The following is an 18,294-nucleotide window of genomic DNA, read 5'->3' on the forward strand; positions in this document are numbered from 1 at the left end:
GGGGAATTACTTGGCGGCGGCTGCCTTGACTTCAGCGTCGGCCTTGGCCTTGGCTTCTTCCGTCTTGGTGGCGGCCAGAGCCTTGTCGGCGTTCGCTTCCACTTTTTCCTTGGCGACCTTGGCGTTCGCTTTCACGGCCGTCTTGGTGGCTTTCGCATCGGCCTTGGCATCGGTTTTATCCGCCTTGGCTTCCGCTTTCAGCTTGTCCTCCGCATCGGCGTTGACGACTTTGTCGTGTGCCTTGGCCTTGGTTTTGTTGGCCTTGTGGTGGGCGTCGGCTTTCTTGTCGTCGGCCTTCATTTCCGCCTTGGCGACATTCGCGTCAGCCTTGGCATCGACTTTGGCTTCCGAGGCGACAGCCTTGTTGACGTCTTTTTGCGCGGAAGCCTGGGCTTTCACGACGGCTTCCGTGGCCGGCGCGGTTTGCGCGAAGGCGGCGGTGGCAAACAGGGTAGCGATCAGTGCGGCGAGTAATTTGTTCATGATGTGACCTTTCAATATGGTTTAATTTTATTCTTACTAAAGGCGGGCAAAATGTTCAAAATTTGCCAGGCATCGCGCTGTTTCTTGATGTAGCGCAATGGCATGACTTCATAGTAAAGACAAAACCAAAACCAGACAGTGCGTTAGCGCACTCAACGGAAAATATGTGCAATCCGGCACGTTCCCCATGGAGTGCGATGGCACGGTCAGATCCTCATGCGCCCACGGCCAGGGCCGCGTGGCGTGCCGCCACCCACTCCTCGTTGGCCGGCTCCACGCCCACCACGATGCGGCTGGCAGCGCTGGAAATACGGCTGGCGTTGCGCGCATTCGCCTGCGCATCGAGCACGGGGCCAGTAAAGCCCAGCTCGGCGCAGATGCGCTGGCGCAGCTCGGCGCTGTGCTCGCCGATACCGGCTGTAAACACCAGCATGTCCAGCCCACCCAGCACGGCCGTCAGGGCGCCGATCTCGCGCACGATGCGGCGGATATATAAAGCCAGCGCGGCGCGGATGCGCTCGCCCGTGGCATCCTGCCGGTCCTGCTGCGCCAGCAGCACGGGTGGGTCGGCCGACACGCCCGACACGCCCAGCAAGCCCGATTCGTGGTACAGCACATGCGCCACTTTTTCCAGCGACAGCTTCTCGATCTCCATCAGGTAGATCACGGCGCCCGGATCGAGCGAACCGCAGCGCGTGCCCATCATCAGGCCGTCGAGCGCGGAAAAGCCCATGGTGGTGGCCACGCTGTGCAAATTCTCCATGGCGCACAGGCTGGCGCCGCTGCCCAGGTGGGCGACGATGACCTTGCCGCGCGCGACGGCACCGAAACGCTGCTCCAGCACCAGCGACTGGTATTCGTACGACAGGCCGTGGAAGCCATAGCGGCGCAAGCCCCGCTCCCACGCATCGTACGGCAGGGCCAGCATCTGCTCGACCTGCGGCACCGTGTGGTGGAAGGCCGTGTCGAAGCACGCCACCTGGGCGATGTCGGGACGCGATTCGAGCAGCACCTCGATCGCCTCCAGCGCGAACGGCTGGTGCAGGGGCGCGAGCGGCACAAAGCTTTTCAGGTCCGCCAGCACGGTGAAGTCGATGCGCACGGGGGCGAAATACTTGCTGCCGCCATGCACCACGCGATGCGCCACGGCGCGCAGCGGACGCCCGGCCAGCTGCGTCACCACTTGCGCGCGGATGTATTCGAGGGCCGCATGATGGGGCAGCTCCGCATCGAGCTGCAAGGCCACCGCCGGCAGGCCGCCGGCGCGGTAGGTGGCGTTTTCGCGGCCGATGCCTTCGACCTTGCCGCTCCATTGCGCCTGCTGCGGCAGCACGCCGCCCGCCTGCTCGAACAGGGCGAACTTGATGCTCGACGAGCCGCAATTGAGCACCAGGATCAGGGAGCCGTCGGCGGCATGTTGGACTGCTGCGTTCATGGCGGCGTGCTCCGGTAATGGTTGGCCAGCATCACGGCGATGGCGCACGAGGCGATGCGGCTGGCGCGCGAATCGGCGCGGCTGGTCAGAATGACGGGAACCTTCGCGCCCAGCACGATGCCGGCGCTGTCCGCGTCGCCCATGTATTCGAGCTGCTTGGCCAGCATGTTGCCGCTTTCCAGGTCGGGCACCAGCAAGATATCGGCGCGGCCCGCCACCTCGGAAACGATGCCCTTGACGGTGGCGGCGGCGATCGAGACGGCGTTGTCGAAGGCCAGCGGGCCGTCGAGGATGGCCCCCGTGATCTGGCCACGGTCGGCCATCTTGCACAGGGCGGCAGCGTCCAGGGTGGCGGGCATGTCCGCGTTCACCGTTTCCACGGCGGCCAGGATGGCCACGCGCGGCATGGCCACGCCGATCACGTGGGCCAGGTCGATGGCGTTGCGCACGATATCGGCCTTCATGGCCAGGTTCGGCGCGATATTGATGGCCGCGTCGGTGATGATGAAGGGGCGCGGATAGGCGGGCGTCTGCATCAGGAAGCAATGGCTGATGCGGCGCTTGGTGCGCAGGCCGGCGCTGGCCGACAGCACGGCCGACATCAGTTCATCCGTGTGCAGGCTGCCCTTCATCAGCGCCTCGACTTCGCCCTTGCCCGCCAGTTCGGCGCCGCGCGCGGCGGCCGCATGGCTATGCTCGACGTCCTCGATGGCGATGCCCTCCAGGCTCAGGCCAGCCTCCAGCGCCACCGCTTCCAGGCGCGCGCGCGGCGCCACCAGCACGGGCGTGATCAGGCCGGCGGCATGCGCGTCGAGCGCGCCCGACAGGCTAAGTTCATCGCAGGGGTGGATCACGGCCACCCGGATCGGACCCAGGGTGCGCGCGTGTTCCAGCAGGCGCCGCGTGCCGTCGCCGTTATGCAGACGCACTTCGGGCAGGGTGGCGCGCGCCCGCTCGATCCGCTCGGCGGGCGCGATCACCTGCGCCTCGCCGTCGAGCACCACGGCGCCGTGCTGGTTGACGCAGCGGCAGGCCAGGGTCACGTGGCGGTTGCGCGGCTCGAGGGCCGTGACGGTGACGCTGATGGCCAGCGTATCGCCCACGCGCACCGGTTGCAGAAAGCGCAGGGTCTGGCCCGTGTAGACGGTGCCGGCGCCGGGCAGGCGGGTGCCCAGCACGGCGGAAATGAGGGCCGCGCCCCACATGCCGTGGGCGATGACGCCCTGGTAGCGGCTGGAGGCGGCAAATTCGGCATCGAGGTGCTGCGGATTGTCGTCGCCCGACATCACCGCGAACAGGGCGATATCGTCCATGCTCAGGGTGCGCGTGATGCTGGCGCTGTCGCCGATGGCGATCTGGTCGAAGGTGCGGTTACGCACGATATGCAAATCTTCGTCTTGGGTAGTAGTCATCGTGGTCTTCTAGGCAGAGGTAATGTGTTTGGCCGGCTTGGCTTTCGGCCCGGCATGGGATGCGCGCGCGTCCGGCGGCAGCGCCTTCGCTTGCTCCTTGACCGCGCGCTCGAAGACGTCCAGCATCTGCTGCAGGCTCGCTTCCTCGTCCGGCGTCGGCGCTTCGGGCACTTGCAGCACCTGCTGCAGCCACTCGGCCAGCGCGCCGATGTCGTCCGGCTCGGCGCGCGACAGCAAGGTCGGCAAGGCGGCGATGGCGGCATCGAAATCATGCAGCATCAGGCGCGCCTGCTGGCGTACGATGGCGCGGAATTCCTCCATGCTGACGCCTTGCCGGTATTGCGGCTTGATCAGTTTGAGGGCCAGGTTGACCCTGCGCTCGTCGGCGATCATGCGGAAGCGGTAGATGTAGAACAGCGCGCGCACGGCCGCCTCCACCAGGCCGCCGCGCTGCATGTCCTCGTCCATCTTGCGCGTTTCGCAGCGCACGTACTCGCAATGCTCGGGCGAGATGCCGGGATGGGGGCGCGGCGGCGTGGCGTCGCCGATGGCTTGTCCCGTCAACGCCTGCACCAGGGGCGAGCCGTACACCAGATCGAAGGTGGTTTCCTGCAGCGTGTCGCGCCAGTCGCGCCAGCTGTTCAAGCCGGCCGTGATGGCGCCGGAGACGGCTTCCTGCATGGCCAGCAGCGGGTTGTCGGGCGATACCGGCTGGCGGTGGGCGCGCACTTTTTCCGCCTCCTTGGCCACCAGCCGGGCCAGCGGGTTGTGGTCCGTCCAGCGCTCGTACGACACGCGCAGCGGATGCGCGAGCTGCAGGAAGCGCGCCGACTGCGGCGTGACCATGGCGCGCACCCATGGCTGCGCAAACGTGCGGTACAAGGCCAGGTTCACCTCGGACACGCGCGCGGCGGCGGCGAACTTGCGGTCGTTTTCCACGCTGGGCTGCACGATGGCGCGCACATCCTCGATGCCGCGGTGCTCGACCTGCAGCACGTAGTCGCCGCTGGCCAGGTCGGCGTTCGGCGTATCGGGCGTCTTGTCGACGATCCGCGCTTCGTAGATGCCGGCCGGCAGCAGGTTGATCAGGTCGATATTGCTGGCGAATTTCTGGTGTTCCTTGTGCCCCACCTTGGCCGAGACGAAGATGCCCAGGTGGCCGATGCTGTCATGGATGGCATACACGATGGTCTGGTCGTGCAGCAGCACGTCGTTGTCGTCGCGGTACAGGTCCGTGATCCAGCCCAGCGCCTGCGGCGGCGGCGTGATGTTGTCGCCGTTCGAGCAAAACACGACGATGGGCGAGCGGATATTGCGCAAGTCCAGGCGCACGCCATCGGAGGTGATCAATTCGGCCGTGGCCAGGCGGTTGCCGATGAACAGATTGTCGACGATGTACTGCATCTCGACGTCGTTGAGGAAGACGTGGCCGCCCCAGTATTTTTCAAATTCCAGGTAGCGGGGCGCTTCCGTATCGATGTTCGCGTACAGGTTGTACTGCTTGCTCCACAGCGTGTTGGCCGGGTTCAGCTTCTCGAAATTCTGCACCAGGCTGGCGCCGTCGAAACGGCCGTTGCCCAGGTCGCCCGCCAGCGCCGTGGCCCAGCTCCCGCCCATCAGCCCACCCGCGTAGCGCATCGGATTGCGGCCATGCCAGCCGGCCCAGTACGACACGGGCGCGCCGGCCACGATGATGGGGCCGAACAGCTCCGGGCGCATGGCCGCCGTCATGAGGATTTGCCAGCCCGCCTGGCAATTGCCGATGACGACGGGCTTGCCCTCGCTGAGCGGATGCAGGGCGATGACTTGCTCCAGGAAGGCCGCCTCGGCGTGCATCACGTCTTCCACCGTCTGTCCCGGCACGGGATCGGGCAGGAAGCCGATGAAGTAGCACGGATGGCCGGCGCGCAGGGCCACGCCGATCTCGCTCTCGGCCTTGAAGCCGCCGATGCCGGGGCCGTGTCCCGCGCGCGGATCGACGACGACGAATGGCCGCTTCGACGGATCCGGTTCGGGCGCATCGGGCGTCAGGATGCGCGCCAGGCCGTAGTTGACGGGACGCGCCAGCTCCAGGCCCGACATCACCAGTTCGGCGGGGAAGTCCAGCACGTTCGGCACTTCCTCGGCCAGATGCTCCTGGTACTGGTTGCCGCGCCGGCGCATCACGTCCGCGTACAGCACGATGCGCTGCCACGAGTCGCGCGCATAGTCGCCCAGCACGCCCAGCGACGGCACGCCGCCGGTGGAGAAAAATGGTGCAGCTTCGGTTGTCATGGCTATCCTTTTCAAGCAAAAAACGCCGGACCATTCCGGCGCGGGGGCTACGCCATCTGGCTGATGGTCTTGCGAAAGCGCGCCAGCGCGAAGGTAAACAGGGCCGTGCCGATGGCCAGCAGGGCCAGGAACGGTTTCCACACCACGTCGATGCCGGCGCCCCGGTACAGGATCGCCTGGCTCAATTCGACGAAATGCGTGGTCGGCGCGATCAGCATGATGTTCTGCACCAGCTCGGGCATGCTTTCGCGCGGCGTGCTGCCGCCCGAGAGCATCTGCAGCGGCAGCAGCACGAGAATCAGCAGCATGCCGAACTGCGGCATGCTGCGCGCCACGGTGGCGAGGAAAATGCCCATCGACGTGGTGGCGAACAGGTGCAGCGCAGCGCCGCACAGGAACAGCGCGATCGAGCCTTCGATGGGCACGTGCAGCATGCCGCGCACCACCAGGTTCAGCGACAGGGCGGCGGCCAGCAGCACCACCAGGCCCATCGACCAGACCTTGCCCAGCATGATCTCGGCCGGCGTCACGGGCATCACCAGCAAATGCTCGATGGTGCCGTGTTCGCGCTCGCGGATCAGGGCCGCGCCCGTGAGGATGATCGACAGCATGGTCACCTGGTTGATGAGTTCCATCAGCGAGCCAAACCACGCCTGGCTCAGCGACGGGTTGAAGCGCGCGCGCATCACCAGCTCCACCGGCGAGACCGTCGCGCCCCGATAGCGCTTGGCGAATTCGGAGATTTCACCGGCGACGATCTGCTGGATGTAGCCGCTGCCGCTGAAGGCCTGGCTCATGCGCGTGGCGTCGACGTTCAGCTGCAGCTCCGCCTGGCGTCCGCCCAGCACGTCGGCCTGCAGCTTGGGCGGGATCGTCAGCACGAAGGTGTACTGGCCCGCGTCCAGGCCCGCATCGACCTGGCTCTGGTTGATCATGGCCGGCGGCGTGAACTGCGGCGGGAAGAAGGCCGAGGCGATGCGCCCGGACAGGGGCGAGCCATCCTCGTCGACGATGGCGATCGAGGCCATGTGCAGGGTTTCCGGCTTGGCCGTGGCGGCCACGTAGATGGCAAGTGTAAACGTGTAGAGGATCAGGATCAGCATCATGGGATCGCGGATCAGGCTCCAGATTTCCTTCACGCCCAGGCGGTAGATGTTTTCAAGGTGGCGCATCAGCTCTCCTGTTTCTTCAGCAGCGCCACCGTCACGCCGAGGATCACGGGAATGGCGAGGATCAATGGCCAGAACGAGGCGTGCAGGTCGCCGAACCCCAGCGCCTTGTTGAACACGCCCCGGCTGATATTGAGCATGTGCGTGGCCGGGTACATCAGGCCGATGGCCTTGCCCACGCCTTCCATCGACGAGACGGGATTGAGCAGGCCGGAAAACTGGATGGCCGGGATCATGGTGCCGATCATGGTCACGAACAGGGCCGCGATCTGGCTGCGCGTAAACGTCGAGGCGAACAGGCCGATGCCGGTGGCGCAGATATTGTAGATGAAGGTGGCGCCGATCAGGGTCGGCAGGCTGCCCTTGATCGGCACGCCGAAGGCCGTCACCGCCAGCAGCGCCATGAGGATGAAATTGAGCATGGCCAGCAGCACGTACGGCACCTGCTTGCCGAGCAAGAATTCGAGGCGCGTGACGGGCGTCACGTACAGATTGATGATGGAGCCCAGTTCCTTTTCACGCACCACGGACAGCGCCGCCAGCATGGCCGGCAGCATCAGCAGCAGCAGGGGAATCACGGCCGGCACCATGGCCGGCAGGCTTTTCACGTCGGGGTTGTAGCGGTAGCGCGTCTGGATGGCGACCGGGTTGCTCAGCGTGATGCCATAGCGGTGCAAGGCCTGGTCGGCCAGCCACAGCTGGTGCATGCCCTGCACGTAGCCCTGCACGGTTTCGGCGCGCATCGGCATGGCGCCGTCGATCCACGCGCCCACCTGGGCTGGCGCGCCGCGCTGCACGTCGCGCGCAAAGCCGGGCGGAATCTCGATGGCCAGCGACAGTTCGCCGCTGCGCATGCGCTTGTCGATATCGGCATAGTCGCGCAGGGGCGGGCGTTCGACGAAGTAGCGCGAGCCGGCCAGGTTGTTCGTGTAATTCTGGCTCAGGGTGGTCTGGTCGTGGTCGAGCACCGCATAACTCAAGTCTTCGACGTCCAGGCTGATGCCAAAGCCGATGACGAACAGCAGCAGCACGGAGCCGCCCAGCGCCAGGGTCAGGCGCACGGGATCGCGGCGCAGTTCCAGCGTTTCGCGCCACATGTAGCTGAGCATGCGCCCCAGGCTGAAACGGCTGCGCCGGTGCTGCGGCGCTGGTGCCTGCACCGCCGCTTGCTGCGCGGGCGCCGGCGTTTCCTGCACTGCCGCCGGCGCCGTGCCGCCGCCCGCCTCTTCCAGGTAGGCGATGAAGGCCGCTTCCAGCGATGGCGCGCCCTTCTTGCGCACCAGTTCGGCCGGCGCATCGCTGACCAGCACTTTACCGGCATGCATCAGCGAGATGCGGTCGCAGCGCTCGGCCTCGTTCATGAAGTGGGTGGAAATGAAGATGGTGACGCGGTCGCGCCGCGCCAGCTCGATCATCAGGCGCCAGAAATTGTCGCGCGCGATGGGGTCGACGCCGGACGTGGGCTCGTCGAGGATCAGCATTTCCGGCTTGTGCACCATGGCCACGGCCAGCGACAGGCGCTGGCGTATGCCCAGCGGCAGGCTGTCTGGCAGGTCGTCCATCACGGCGCGCAAGTCGAAGCGCTGCGCCATTTCGTCGATGCGGGCGGCGATTTCCGCTTCCGGCACGTGGAACAGGCGCGCGTGCAGCACCAGGTTCTGGCGCACCGTCAGTTCGCTGTACAGAGAGAATGCCTGCGACATGTAACCGACCCTGCGGCGCGTGTCGATATCGTTGGAATCGACCTCCTTGCCGAACAGCCAGGCCTTGCCTTCCGTGGCCGGCAGCAAGCCCGTGAGCATCTTCATGGTGGTCGACTTGCCGCAACCGTTCGAGCCGAGAAAGCCGAAGATCTCGCCGCGGCCGATGCGGAAATTCACATGGTCGACGGCCGTGAAGTCGCCGAAGCGCATGGTCAGGTCTTGCGCCTCGATGGCGACGTCCTGCGCGCTGGCCGCGTCCAGCGGCGTGATGACGACGGGCTGGTGACCGGCGCGCTTGGCGTCGGGCAGCAGCTTGATGAAAGCCGCTTCCAGGTTGGCGCTGTCCGTGCGCGCCAGCAGTTCGGCCGGCGAGCCCGTACCCCGCACCTTGCCGTCATCCATGGCCACCAGCCAATCGAAGCGCTGCGCCTCGTCCATGTAGGCGGTGGCCACCATCACGCTCATTTGCGGACGCTGCACGCGGATGCCGGCGATCAGGTCCCAGAACTGGGCGCGCGCCAGCGGATCGACGCCGGTGGTCGGCTCATCGAGAATGAGCAGGTCGGGATCGTGGATCAGCGCGCAGCACAGGCCCAGCTTCTGCTTCATGCCGCCCGACAGCTTGCCCGCCGGGCGCGCCAGGAACGGTTGCAAACCCGTGCTGCGGGTCAGCTGGTCGATGCGGCGCCGGCGCTCGGCCGCGTCATGGCCGAACAGGCGCGCGAAGAACTGCAGGTTTTCCTCGACCGACAGGGTCGGATACAGATTCTTGCCCAGGCCTTGCGGCATGTAGGCGATACGGGGACAGACGTCGTCGCGGTGGCGCGCATCGCGCATGTCGCCGCCCAGCGCCATCACGCTGCCCTGCTGCACGGCGCGCGCGCCGGCCACCAGCGACAGCAGACTCGATTTGCCCACGCCATCGGGGCCGATCAAGCCCACCATGCAGCCCGCCGGCACGTCGAGGTCGATGCCGTCGAGCGCCACCGTCTTGCCGTAATGCTGGCTGACGCCCCGGATGCTGACGACGAAATTGTTCACATCCATGGTCACTGCGGAACCTTCGTCGTCAGTTCAGCGGGCCATGCCTGCTTCGCATCGAGACGCACCCAGGCCACGCCGGGCAAGCCCACTTTCACCAGCGCCAGGTGCTTTTGCAGCAGCTCGCGGCTGATCTGCGCCTTCACACGGAACATCAGCTTCTGGCGCTCGCTGGCCGTTTCCACCGTCTTCGGCGTGAACTGCGCGCTGGCGGCGACAAATGAGATCGTTGCCGGAATCACGTAATTGGGCGCCGCGTCGAGGATGATGCGCACTTCGCCGCCCATCGCCACCTTGCCGGCCGCCGTCTCGGGCAGGAAGAAGGTCATGTAGACGTCCGACAGGTCGACCAGGTTGAGGACCTTGCCGCCGCCGGCCAGCACTTCACCCTGCTGCGCCACCAGGTATTGCACGCGGCCGTCGCGCGGCGCCGCAAGCTGGCCATCGGCCAGGTCGGAATCGATGCGCGCCGTGGTCGCCTCGGCGGCGACGACGGCGGAGCGCGAGCCAACCACCTGCGCCTTGGCCGCGTCAATGGCCGCCTGCGCCGCCGTCACCTGCGCCTTGGCCGCATTCAGGGCCGCGGCCACGCTGCGCACGCGGGCGCGGTCGTCGTCGAGTTCCTGCACCGAGGAAGCGCCCTCTTTCGACAGGGTTTCGGAACGGGCCAGGCGGCGCCTGGCCGCATCGAGTTCGCTTTCGCGCTGCGCCACCATGGCCAGCGCGGCCGCCTTGTCGCTCTCGCGCACGGCCACCTGCGCCTGCGCGCCGACCACGGCGTCGGACGCCTGCTGCTGGCGCGCGCGCGCCTCGTCGCGCTGGGCCACTAGGGAATCGACCTGCATGGTGGCCAGCGGCTGGCCTGCCTTGACGAAGTCGCCCTCGCGCACGAGGATTTCCTTGACCCGGCCGGCCAGCTTGGTGGCGACATCGATTTCCGTCGCTTCGATGCGGCCATTGCCGCTGACAAAACCTTCGCCCGGACCCGTGGGGCGCATTTTTTGCCAGGCCGCATAGCCCAGCACGAGAACGGCCACGACCAGCGCCGCGGGGATGAGTTTTTTCTTCAGTTGAGCATTCATGGTATCGGGGCGATCAAATTAGTGGGTGGAAGCGGCGGCGGAAGCGGCTGGCGCGCCACCGCCCAGCGCCGCATACAGGCTGACCTGGCTGGACAGCAGCGCGCGGCGCGTCTGCACCAGTTGCTGCTCCACCGTCAGCAGGTCGCGCTGCGCGTCGAGCACTTCCAGGTAGGGCGCGGCGCCATTGTCGTAGCGCAGCTTGGCCAGGCGCGCGCGTTCGCTCTGCGCGGCCAGGGTCGTCTTGCCGATATCGACTTGCAGCGCCAGCCAGCGCCGGTTCGACAGCGCGTCGGCCACGTCGCGGAAGGCGCCCTGCACGCTCTTTTCGTAATTGGCCACGGCCACGTCGCGGCGCACCTCGGCCAGGTCCATATTGGCGCGGATGCGGCCCGCGTCAAAGATCGGCAGCACCAGGCGCGGCGCGAAATTCCACGCGCCGCTGCCTGAATCGAACAAGCCGCTCAATTCCGCGCTGGCCGTGCCGTAGGCCGCCGTCAAGGAAATCGTCGGGAAGAAGGCGGCGCGCGCGGCGCCGACATTGGCTTGCGCGGCGCGCAGCTGATGTTCGGCCGCGACCAGGTCGGGACGCTGCGTGAGCAAGGCCGAGGGCAGGCCCGCATGCAGCGGCTGCAGCACGCTGGCGTCGTCGAAGCGACGCGTATCAGGCGTCAGGTCGACGGGGCCGCCCACCAGTTGCGCCAGCGCGTGCGCCTGCACGGCGCGCGCCTGTTCCAGCTGGGCCGACAGCGACAAGGCCTGGCTGAGCAGGGTTTCCACCTGCGTCAGGTCCAGCTTGGAAATCGACCCGACCTCGAAGCGGCGCGTGAAGATGCGCAGCGATTCGGCGCGGCTGTCGACGGTGGCGCGCGCCAGTTCCACCCGTTCATCGAGTTCGCGCAAGCCCAGGTAGCCATTGGCCACCTGGGCCACCAGGGCCACGCCGACGGCGCGGCGCGCCTCGTCGCTGGCCAACAGGGTTTGCAGCGCGCTGTCCTTCAGGCTGCGCACGCGGCCCCAGAAATCGAGTTCCCAGGCGCTCACGTTCAAGCCCGCCTGGTACTGCGCGCTCGTCATGGGGCGGCCCGTCACGCTCAGGTCGCCGGGCACGCGCGCGCGGCTGCCGGAGGCGCCCAGCGCGATGGTGGGAAACTGCTCCGCGCGCTGGATGCCATACGCGGCGCGCGCCTCTTCCACGCGCAGCGCGGCGATGCGGATGTCGCGGTTGCCCGCCAGCGCCTGCGCAATGAGCGCCTGCAGGCGCGGATCGGCAAAGTAGGCTTGCCAGGCGACGTCGGGCGCGCTTGCGCCGGCCGGATCGGCTTCCGGATACTGTGCCGCCACGGGCAGCGGCGGCGGCGCATACGGCGGCGCCATCGAGGCGCAGCCGGCCAGCAGCAGGCTGGCGGCCAGGGCGGCCACCCTGGCGCGCGGGGATAGAAGGGAAACAGCCATGGTCATCATCGTCCAGTCAATTCAGAATGTTGTAGCCGCCATCGACATACAGGGTGCCGCCCGTGATGGCGCGCGCGCCGTCGCCGGCGAGGAAGGCGCACAGCGCGCCCACGTCCTCGATGGTGGCCAGGCGCCGCATGGGCGAGCGTGCGATGGCGTCGGCCATCAGGCGGTCGAAATGGGCGATGCCGGAAGCGGCCCGCGTCTCCAGTGGGCCCGGCGAGATGGCATTGACGCGGATGCCTTGCGGACCCAGTTCGGCGGCCAGGTAGCGCACCGACGCTTCCAGCGCCGCCTTCACGGGGCCCATCAGGCCGTAGTCGGCGATGACTTCCTCGGCGCCCAGATAACTCATGGTCATCAAGCTGCCGCCATCCGGCATCAGCGGTTCGGCCAGCTTCGCCATGCGCATGAAGGAGTGGCAGGAGATATCCATCGCCTGCGCGAAGCCGTCGGCGGAGCTGTCCGTCACGCGGCCATGCAAGTCCTGTTTCGGCGCATAGGCGATGGAGTGGACGACGAAATCGAGCCGCCCCCACTGCCGTTCGATCTGCGCGAACAGCGCTTCGAGCTGGCCCGGCACGGACACGTCGAGCGGCGCCACGATGGCCGCCTGCACTTGCTGCGCCAGCGGCTCCACGTGCGGCCTGGCCTTGTCATTGAGCCAGGTCACGGCCAGGTCGGCGCCGGCCGCGCGCAGTGCGCTGGCGCAGCCCCAGGCGATGCTTTGCGTGTTGGCGATGCCCACCACCAGGCCCCGCTTGCCCTGCAAAGGCAAGGGCTGGCGCACGTCGGCCGTCATGCCTGGACTGGACGCAGGGCGGGCCACGGCGTGGCCGCATGCACGGATCGCACCGCGCTGGCGCGCATGGCGGCGGCGCACATGGCCAGGGTGACGCCGCCGGCGCGCGCATGCGGCAAGGCGATGGGAGTGTGGGGGTGTAAGGTACTGCACGCGTCAGGCGCGAGGGTCTGCATCTTCATGAATCGGCTTCCGTCACTGAAATTCGAGGCACGCACCAGTGCATTTTCGGGGAACTGGTACGGGGCGAAATTACTCTACAGCATTTAGATACGTGATTCGCGATGAGTCCGGGTCCGCATGCCTATCGTTTTGAGCTAGGTCAACTATAAGTCCGAATGCGGCAATGCAACATTGATGTAAATCAAATTTTACCTCAATATTATCTAAATGAAATATTTTTCAGGCAAGCGTGCTGGCGTGCTTATTTGATAACACTGCCGGGCTGACGCAAAGGGAGCATGCCGGCGCGGATGCCCATTGCCTGAAAACAAGCAGCGCTGGACGGCGGGGGAAGGGAGACGAGGGAGACGAGGGAGAGGATAGGGAAAGGGGGCCATGCTATTGCGTTGCAACATGGCCCACCATGCCTTGCCGGACTGCGCAGAACAGGCTTACTTTCCCGGCGCCGCGGCGGGACGCGAATACAGGTCGATGATGGTGCTGATGCCATCCTGGCATACGGAGCAGAACGTCTCGCTGCGGTCGAACATGATGCATTGCATCTCCGGCCGGTAGTAGCCGGACGACTCGTAGTTCGCGCCCTCGAAGGCGCCCACCGCATGGCGCTGCGGCGCCTTCGAGAACAGTTGCTGCGTGTACGCCAGGTCGGCCTTGAACAAGGCGCTCATCTCGCTTTCCGGGCGGTTGGCCGCGCGCAGGGCCGCGCGCTGCTTCTGGTACTCGCGCGCATGGCTGTCGTATGCCTCCTTCGGCCATGGCGTGGGCAACGGCGTGCCGGCTTTCACGTGGTTTTTCCATTTCAGCCTGGCCGGGTCGCGCAGCGCCGTGGCGTTCGGCTCCCACGGTTCCTGGCGTTCGCCATTCGACTGGTAGGCCACGGGCGAGGTGTAGTACTCGTCGGCCAGGCCGGCGAAATGGTGGCCGAATTCATGCACGAACAGGTAATTGGCCCAGTCGTTGTTCGCCGCCGCCGTGCTGAACTGGCCGAAGATGCCGCCGCCGCCGTAGGTATCGTTATTGACAAGGATTTCGATGAATTCATACGGCGCGTATTGCGCCAGGTCGCGCAAGGCGCGGTTGTCCGTCGTCAGCACATAGCGCTCGCTGCCGAAGATGTCGTAGCGCGTGCCCAAGGGCGAGGCGTGATGCACGCCCGTCGAGGGACGCGACACGCCCGACTCCTGCGTCGGCGCGGCCATGGCCCACACATTGAAGTCCTTGGCCCGTTCGCGGAACGGCGACACCGTAAACAGGTGCTCGGCCAGTTTGCGCGCCGTCGCTTCGAACTTGCCCATTTCGGCCGCCGTATAGCCATCGCCCATGATCAGCAGGTCGACCTTCTCGGACGAGGGGCCTTCGACACGGATCGGGATCGGCTTGACGGGTGCCGGCGGCTGCTTGCGGATCACGTCCTGCGCCGCCGGGTCGACATCGGTGCTCCACACGATGGAAAACAGGCCGCGCTCGTCGCGCTTGAGGATGCGCACGCGCACGGGGTGCTCGGGCTGCGGAAAGCGCACGGATTCCTGGAAGGCGCGCGTGGTGGTTTTCGCTTCATCGGTGCTGGCCCACTCGCCGAAGATGGTGGAAAAGCCGCGCGAGTACAGCACCTTGCCCGATTTGATGTCGACCACTTCCAGCAGGTTGTTGCCACGGTTGCTGTCGTCGATGGGACGCGCCGGGTTGCCCGGCCATGGCAGCGGCTCGACCAGCACGCGCTCGACCGCATAATGCTCGCCCAGCGCATTGCCGCTGTGCTGGTAATCGAGGCGCATGGTGGCCGGCGGCGCAGTGGCCGCCTGCGCGGCAGGGACGATGCCGGCGGCCAGCGCCAGCGCGCAGAGGAGGGATCGAATCGGGGTCTGCTGCATGTCATTCCTAAAACGGTAGAAAAACAGGTGAAGGGATCGGTTTTCCAAACAATCGGCGGGCCTGCCGTCCGGCGCGGAAAAAACCGCTGCGGCACATTGTAGCGAGAGGAAGCGGGCGTGCAAAGCGTCCATTTCACACGCTACGCTTGACCAGGCGAGGCTATCGATTTATATTAGACTGATTAGTCGATTAATTAAAGGAACAGCCCCCCATGCGCACCATCGATCCCGGCAAACACGCGGCGCGACGCGACGCCATCCTCGCCGCCGCGCGCAGCTGCTTTGCGCACAAGGGCTTTCACCAGACCAGCACCGCCGCCATCTGCGCGCAAGCGGGCATGAGTCCCGGCAACCTGTTTCACTACTTCCCCACCAAGCAAGCCATCATCGCCGCCATCGTCGACCAGGAAGGCGGCGAGACGGCCGCCTATTTCGCCGGCGTGCGAGGCAGCGCCGATGCCTACGGCGCCCTGCTCGACTTCATGGACCTGGTGCTGGCGCTGGCGGCCGACGGGGATTTTGCGGGGCTGGCGCTGGAAATTTCCGCCGAGGCGATGCGCGACGCGGACATCGCGGCCAGGGTGGCGCGCAATGACGCCGGGCTGCGCGGCGGCCTGCGCTCCTTGCTGGAAGAAGCGGCCGCGCAGGGCCAGGTCGACGCCGCGCTGGACGCCGCGCAAACGGCCAGCTGGCTCGCCGCGCTGATCGACGGCATTTTCAACCGGGTGGCCGTCGATCCCGATTATGCGCCGCTGGCGCAGCGGGCCAGCCTGCACCTGCTATTGGCGCGCTTCCTGCGCCCTGCCGTGGCATGAGCGGCGCCATGCAAACCCGGCCCACGCGCATCGCCGACGTCGACGCCCTGCGCGGCTGCGCCCTGTTCGGCATTTTGGTCGTCAACATCGGCGCCTTCGCCACGCCCTGGTTTGGCCTGGGCTTGACCGATCCCGCCTTTCACGGCGGCGTGGACCGCGCCACGCACTTCCTCGTCGCCCTGCTGTTCGAGACCAAGTTCTACCTGCTGTTTTCCTTCCTGTTCGGCTACAGCTTCACCCTGCAGATGCAGGCGGCGGCGCGCGCCGACGCGCCCTTCGTGCCGCGCATGCTGCGCCGGCAGGCGGGCCTGTGGCTGATCGGCGCCCTGCATGCCGTGTTCCTGTTTCACGGCGACATACTCACCACTTACGCTCTGCTGGGTATCGTGCTGCTGGCGCTGCACCGCTGCGGCGAACGCCAGGCACTGTTCCTGGCGCTGATGCTCGTCACCGTCTGCGCGGCATTCTGGGCAGGCATGGCCTGGCTGCAAAGCCTGCAGCCGGCGGGCGACGCCGCGGACAACGCCGTGGCGATGGCGCAGAAGGCGGCAAGCGCGCTGGCCGCCTATCGCGCCACGCCGGCCGCCGTGATGACCCAGCATCTGCGCGAACTGAGCGACATCTGGATCGTCCTGCTGCTGGTGCAGGCGCCGTGCGCGCTGGCCATGTTCCTGTGCGGTCTGGCCGCCGGCAAGCGCGAAATGCTGCTGCACGCGGCCGACTATCTGGCGCTGCGGCGCCGCCTGCTGCGGGCCGGCGCGCTGGCGGGATTGCCCGGCGCCGCCTTCTATGCGTGGACCTCCGTGTATGCGGACAGCCAGGCATGGCAGGCGGCGGGACTGGCCGTGGGCCTGGCGAGCGCGCCGCTGCTGGCGGGCGCCTACCTGGCGCTGGCGCTGGCCCTGTTCGAGCGCCTGCGCGACGGCACGCTGTTTGCGCTGCTGGCCGACACGGGCCGCATGGCCCTGTCGAACTACCTGCTGCAGTCGGCCATCTGCGCCTGGCTGTTCCTCGCGTATGGCGCGCGGCTGATGGGCAGCGTCTCGCCGCTGGGGGCCCTGGCGCTGGCCGTCGTCATCTTTTGCGTGCAGCTGCCACTGAGCCGCCGGTGGCTGCGCGGCCACGCGTATGGCCCTGTCGAGTGGCTGCTCAGGGCCTTGACGATCGCCGCGTGGCCGCGCTGGCGGCGCGGCGCTTACTTGTAGCGGTACAGGGGCTGGCGCAGCTGGATCGGGCGGATGTCGAGACGCAGCTTCAGCACCGAATACGCTTCCGCCTCGGTCGAGCTGTAGCCGACGCTGTTGACCGTTTTACTGAAGCGGAACTCGAAGCCCAGGTCCGGATACGGATCGCGCGGGTTGCCGAAGGCGATGCCGATGGCTTCCTGCTGGGCGTTGTCGATCAGGTTGCCCATCAGGTCGAGCACGGCGTTATTGCCGAGGATATCGTTGGTAAACACGGGCTCGCGCATGTCGGGCTGGTTCGGATCGAGCTTGTTGTCGGCCTTGTCCGGCGACGGCGTGAAGACGCGCGTGACGAGGTTGAACTTGTCGCCCCGGTCCAGGTAGCTGATGGCGGCATTGCTGATATTGAAATTTTTCACGCCGCGGTCGCTGATGGCGCCCGACAGGTCGATCAGCAAGGCGCCGCTGTAGCCGATGACTTCCACGTCGCGCATGGCATCGACCACCATGGCGCTGTTTTCATCGATGCCCAGTCCCAGGTGATAGCCTTTTTTCAGCATCACGGGAATCATGCGCGCAAAGCGGCCGCGCACCAGCAGATGCTGGTCGACGAAGACGTCGCTGCCAATGAAGCCCAGGCCCGGCGCGATCTCGCGCCCGTCCGTCACGCCCATCTTGAGCATGTCGAGCACGGGCTTGGCGTCGTAGAACATGGTGGTGCTCATGATGGCCGCGCCGGCGCTGGAACCGGCGATCACGCCGCCGTTGCGGTAGACCGACCAGATGGCTTCCAGCGCGGCCGTGCGGCTGCCGTCCGGGCGCAGCAACGCTTGCGTGATGCGTCCCTGGTCGCCGCCGGCAAAATAGATGCCGCTGGCCGACTTGATCTGCGTGACGATGGCCGGGTCTTCGGCCGCCTTGCGGTAATCGCGATTGGCCAGCTTGACGGCCAGCGGCACGAAAAAGGCGTCGGCGCCATACTGGTTCAGCTTCTTGATGATGCTTTCGCCCGATTTTTCCGGGTTCATCGCGGCCGAGGCCAGCACGGCGATGCGCGCGCCTGGCCCGCCCGACAACTTGACGATGCGCTGCCAGACTTCGGCATTGTCGGCGCGCAGGCCGCCGCCGATGATGACGAGGGTGCCCTGCGGCGCGCTGCCGATGGCACTGCCGCCGGGCGCCGCCACGGCATGGACGCTGCACAATGCCAGCGCGAACAGCAGCGCGGCGCGGAAGGTGTGATACAGGCTTGCGGATGATTTCATGGTGCCTCTCAATACAAGGAAAGTGGCGCACGCCGGCTGATACCGGCGCGCGCCCTTGCTGCCAAAACTGCTGCTTGCAACCCTACTGCCCCGAACTACGATACTACTTGCTGCATATGACAG

The 18,294-nt window shown here is 66.6% G+C and carries 14 protein-coding genes; 2 read left to right on the forward strand and 12 right to left on the reverse strand.

The features are described from left to right. Nucleotides 1-6: 6 nt before the first annotated feature. From GCN78_RS19535 to GCN78_RS19585, 11 genes are all read right to left on the reverse strand, one after another. Entirely contained in the window at nt 7-483 is a 477-nt protein-coding gene (locus GCN78_RS19535) for a hypothetical protein (protein WP_099666487.1), read from the reverse strand. A gap of 214 nt (nt 484-697) precedes the next feature. Beyond that, on the reverse strand, nt 698-1,918 hold the full coding sequence (locus tag GCN78_RS19540) for an acetate/propionate family kinase (protein ID WP_152253176.1): 1,221 nt from the start codon (nt 1,916-1,918) through the stop codon (nt 698-700). Further along, nucleotides 1,915-3,330: a bifunctional enoyl-CoA hydratase/phosphate acetyltransferase gene (locus GCN78_RS19545; RefSeq protein ID WP_152253177.1), complete on the reverse strand. Its 1,416-nt coding sequence runs from the start codon at nt 3,328-3,330 to the stop codon at nt 1,915-1,917. Before GCN78_RS19545 ends, GCN78_RS19540 begins: the two co-directional genes overlap by 4 nt. Nucleotides 3,331-3,339: 9 nt before the next feature. Further along, nucleotides 3,340-5,604, reverse strand: a complete 2,265-nt coding sequence (locus GCN78_RS19550; RefSeq protein ID WP_152253178.1) for a DUF3141 domain-containing protein — start codon at nt 5,602-5,604, stop codon at nt 3,340-3,342. A gap of 47 nt (nt 5,605-5,651) precedes the next feature. Then, nucleotides 5,652-6,776, reverse strand: a complete 1,125-nt coding sequence (locus GCN78_RS19555) for an ABC transporter permease (protein ID WP_034746452.1) — start codon at nt 6,774-6,776, stop codon at nt 5,652-5,654. Beyond that, nucleotides 6,776-9,523, reverse strand: a complete 2,748-nt coding sequence (rbbA, locus tag GCN78_RS19560; protein WP_152253179.1) for a ribosome-associated ATPase/putative transporter RbbA — start codon at nt 9,521-9,523, stop codon at nt 6,776-6,778. The genes GCN78_RS19555 and rbbA overlap by 1 nt, the downstream gene beginning before the upstream one ends. 2 nt (nt 9,524-9,525) lie before the next feature. Continuing rightward, nucleotides 9,526-10,599 carry an HlyD family secretion protein gene (locus GCN78_RS19565; RefSeq protein WP_152253180.1) on the reverse strand — a complete coding sequence of 358 codons (1,074 nt, stop codon included), beginning with the start codon at nt 10,597-10,599 and terminating at the stop codon, nt 9,526-9,528. 18 nt (nt 10,600-10,617) lie between these two features. Continuing rightward, a complete protein-coding gene (locus tag GCN78_RS19570) occupies nt 10,618-12,057 on the reverse strand; it encodes an efflux transporter outer membrane subunit (protein WP_413465221.1) in 1,440 nt (479 codons plus the stop codon). Between the two features lie 10 nt (nt 12,058-12,067). Then, the gene (fabI, locus tag GCN78_RS19575; protein ID WP_152253182.1) at nt 12,068-12,853 is read right to left on the reverse strand and encodes an enoyl-ACP reductase FabI; all 786 of its coding nucleotides are present in this window, start codon (nt 12,851-12,853) and stop codon (nt 12,068-12,070) included. Continuing rightward, complete coding sequence (locus GCN78_RS19580; RefSeq protein WP_152253183.1) at nt 12,850-13,035, reverse strand: hypothetical protein; 186 nt, start codon at nt 13,033-13,035, stop codon at nt 12,850-12,852. Before GCN78_RS19580 ends, fabI begins: the two co-directional genes overlap by 4 nt. A gap of 432 nt (nt 13,036-13,467) precedes the next feature. Further along, a complete protein-coding gene (locus tag GCN78_RS19585; protein WP_152253184.1) occupies nt 13,468-14,907 on the reverse strand; it encodes an IgA Peptidase M64 in 1,440 nt (479 codons plus the stop codon). 212 nt (nt 14,908-15,119) lie between these two features. On the opposite strand from GCN78_RS19585, the gene GCN78_RS19590 reads away from it, so the two are divergent. Both GCN78_RS19590 and GCN78_RS19595 read left to right on the forward strand, forming a co-directional pair. After that, a complete protein-coding gene (locus GCN78_RS19590) occupies nt 15,120-15,722 on the forward strand; it encodes a TetR/AcrR family transcriptional regulator (RefSeq protein WP_152253185.1) in 603 nt (200 codons plus the stop codon). Between the two features lie 8 nt (nt 15,723-15,730). Beyond that, nucleotides 15,731-16,927, forward strand: coding sequence for a DUF418 domain-containing protein (locus GCN78_RS19595; RefSeq protein WP_226939730.1), 1,197 nt, complete (start codon nt 15,731-15,733; stop codon nt 16,925-16,927). Here the strand turns inward: GCN78_RS19595 and GCN78_RS19600 are convergent. Continuing rightward, nucleotides 16,918-18,171: a cyanophycinase gene (locus GCN78_RS19600; protein ID WP_152253187.1), complete on the reverse strand. Its 1,254-nt coding sequence runs from the start codon at nt 18,169-18,171 to the stop codon at nt 16,918-16,920. The two genes, GCN78_RS19595 and GCN78_RS19600, sit on opposite strands and share 10 nt — an antisense overlap. Nucleotides 18,172-18,294: the final 123 nt, after the last annotated feature.

The organism is Janthinobacterium rivuli (assembly GCF_009208735.1).
Lineage (GTDB): Bacteria > Pseudomonadota > Gammaproteobacteria > Burkholderiales > Burkholderiaceae_D > Janthinobacterium.

Bases quoted from the DNA above. Each gene is read 5' to 3' on its own strand.
- GCN78_RS19535 (WP_099666487.1), bottom strand. From the start codon at position 483: ATGAACAAATTACTCGCCGCACTGATCGCTACCCTGTTTGCCACCGCC.
- GCN78_RS19540 (WP_152253176.1), bottom strand. From the start codon at position 1,918: ATGAACGCAGCAGTCCAACATGCCGCCGACGGCTCCCTGATCCTGGTG.
- GCN78_RS19545 (WP_152253177.1), bottom strand. From the start codon at position 3,330: ATGACTACTACCCAAGACGAAGATTTGCATATCGTGCGTAACCGCACC.
- GCN78_RS19550 (WP_152253178.1), bottom strand. From the start codon at position 5,604: ATGACAACCGAAGCTGCACCATTTTTCTCCACCGGCGGCGTGCCGTCG.
- GCN78_RS19555 (WP_034746452.1), bottom strand. From the start codon at position 6,776: ATGCGCCACCTTGAAAACATCTACCGCCTGGGCGTGAAGGAAATCTGG.
- rbbA (WP_152253179.1), bottom strand. From the start codon at position 9,523: ATGGATGTGAACAATTTCGTCGTCAGCATCCGGGGCGTCAGCCAGCAT.
- GCN78_RS19565 (WP_152253180.1), bottom strand. From the start codon at position 10,599: ATGAATGCTCAACTGAAGAAAAAACTCATCCCCGCGGCGCTGGTCGTG.
- GCN78_RS19570 (WP_413465221.1), bottom strand. From the start codon at position 12,057: ATGACCATGGCTGTTTCCCTTCTATCCCCGCGCGCCAGGGTGGCCGCC.
- fabI (WP_152253182.1), bottom strand. From the start codon at position 12,853: ATGACGGCCGACGTGCGCCAGCCCTTGCCTTTGCAGGGCAAGCGGGGC.
- GCN78_RS19580 (WP_152253183.1), bottom strand. From the start codon at position 13,035: ATGAAGATGCAGACCCTCGCGCCTGACGCGTGCAGTACCTTACACCCC.
- GCN78_RS19585 (WP_152253184.1), bottom strand. From the start codon at position 14,907: ATGCAGCAGACCCCGATTCGATCCCTCCTCTGCGCGCTGGCGCTGGCC.
- GCN78_RS19590 (WP_152253185.1), top strand. From the start codon at position 15,120: ATGCGCACCATCGATCCCGGCAAACACGCGGCGCGACGCGACGCCATC.
- GCN78_RS19595 (WP_226939730.1), top strand. From the start codon at position 15,731: ATGCAAACCCGGCCCACGCGCATCGCCGACGTCGACGCCCTGCGCGGC.
- GCN78_RS19600 (WP_152253187.1), bottom strand. From the start codon at position 18,171: ATGAAATCATCCGCAAGCCTGTATCACACCTTCCGCGCCGCGCTGCTG.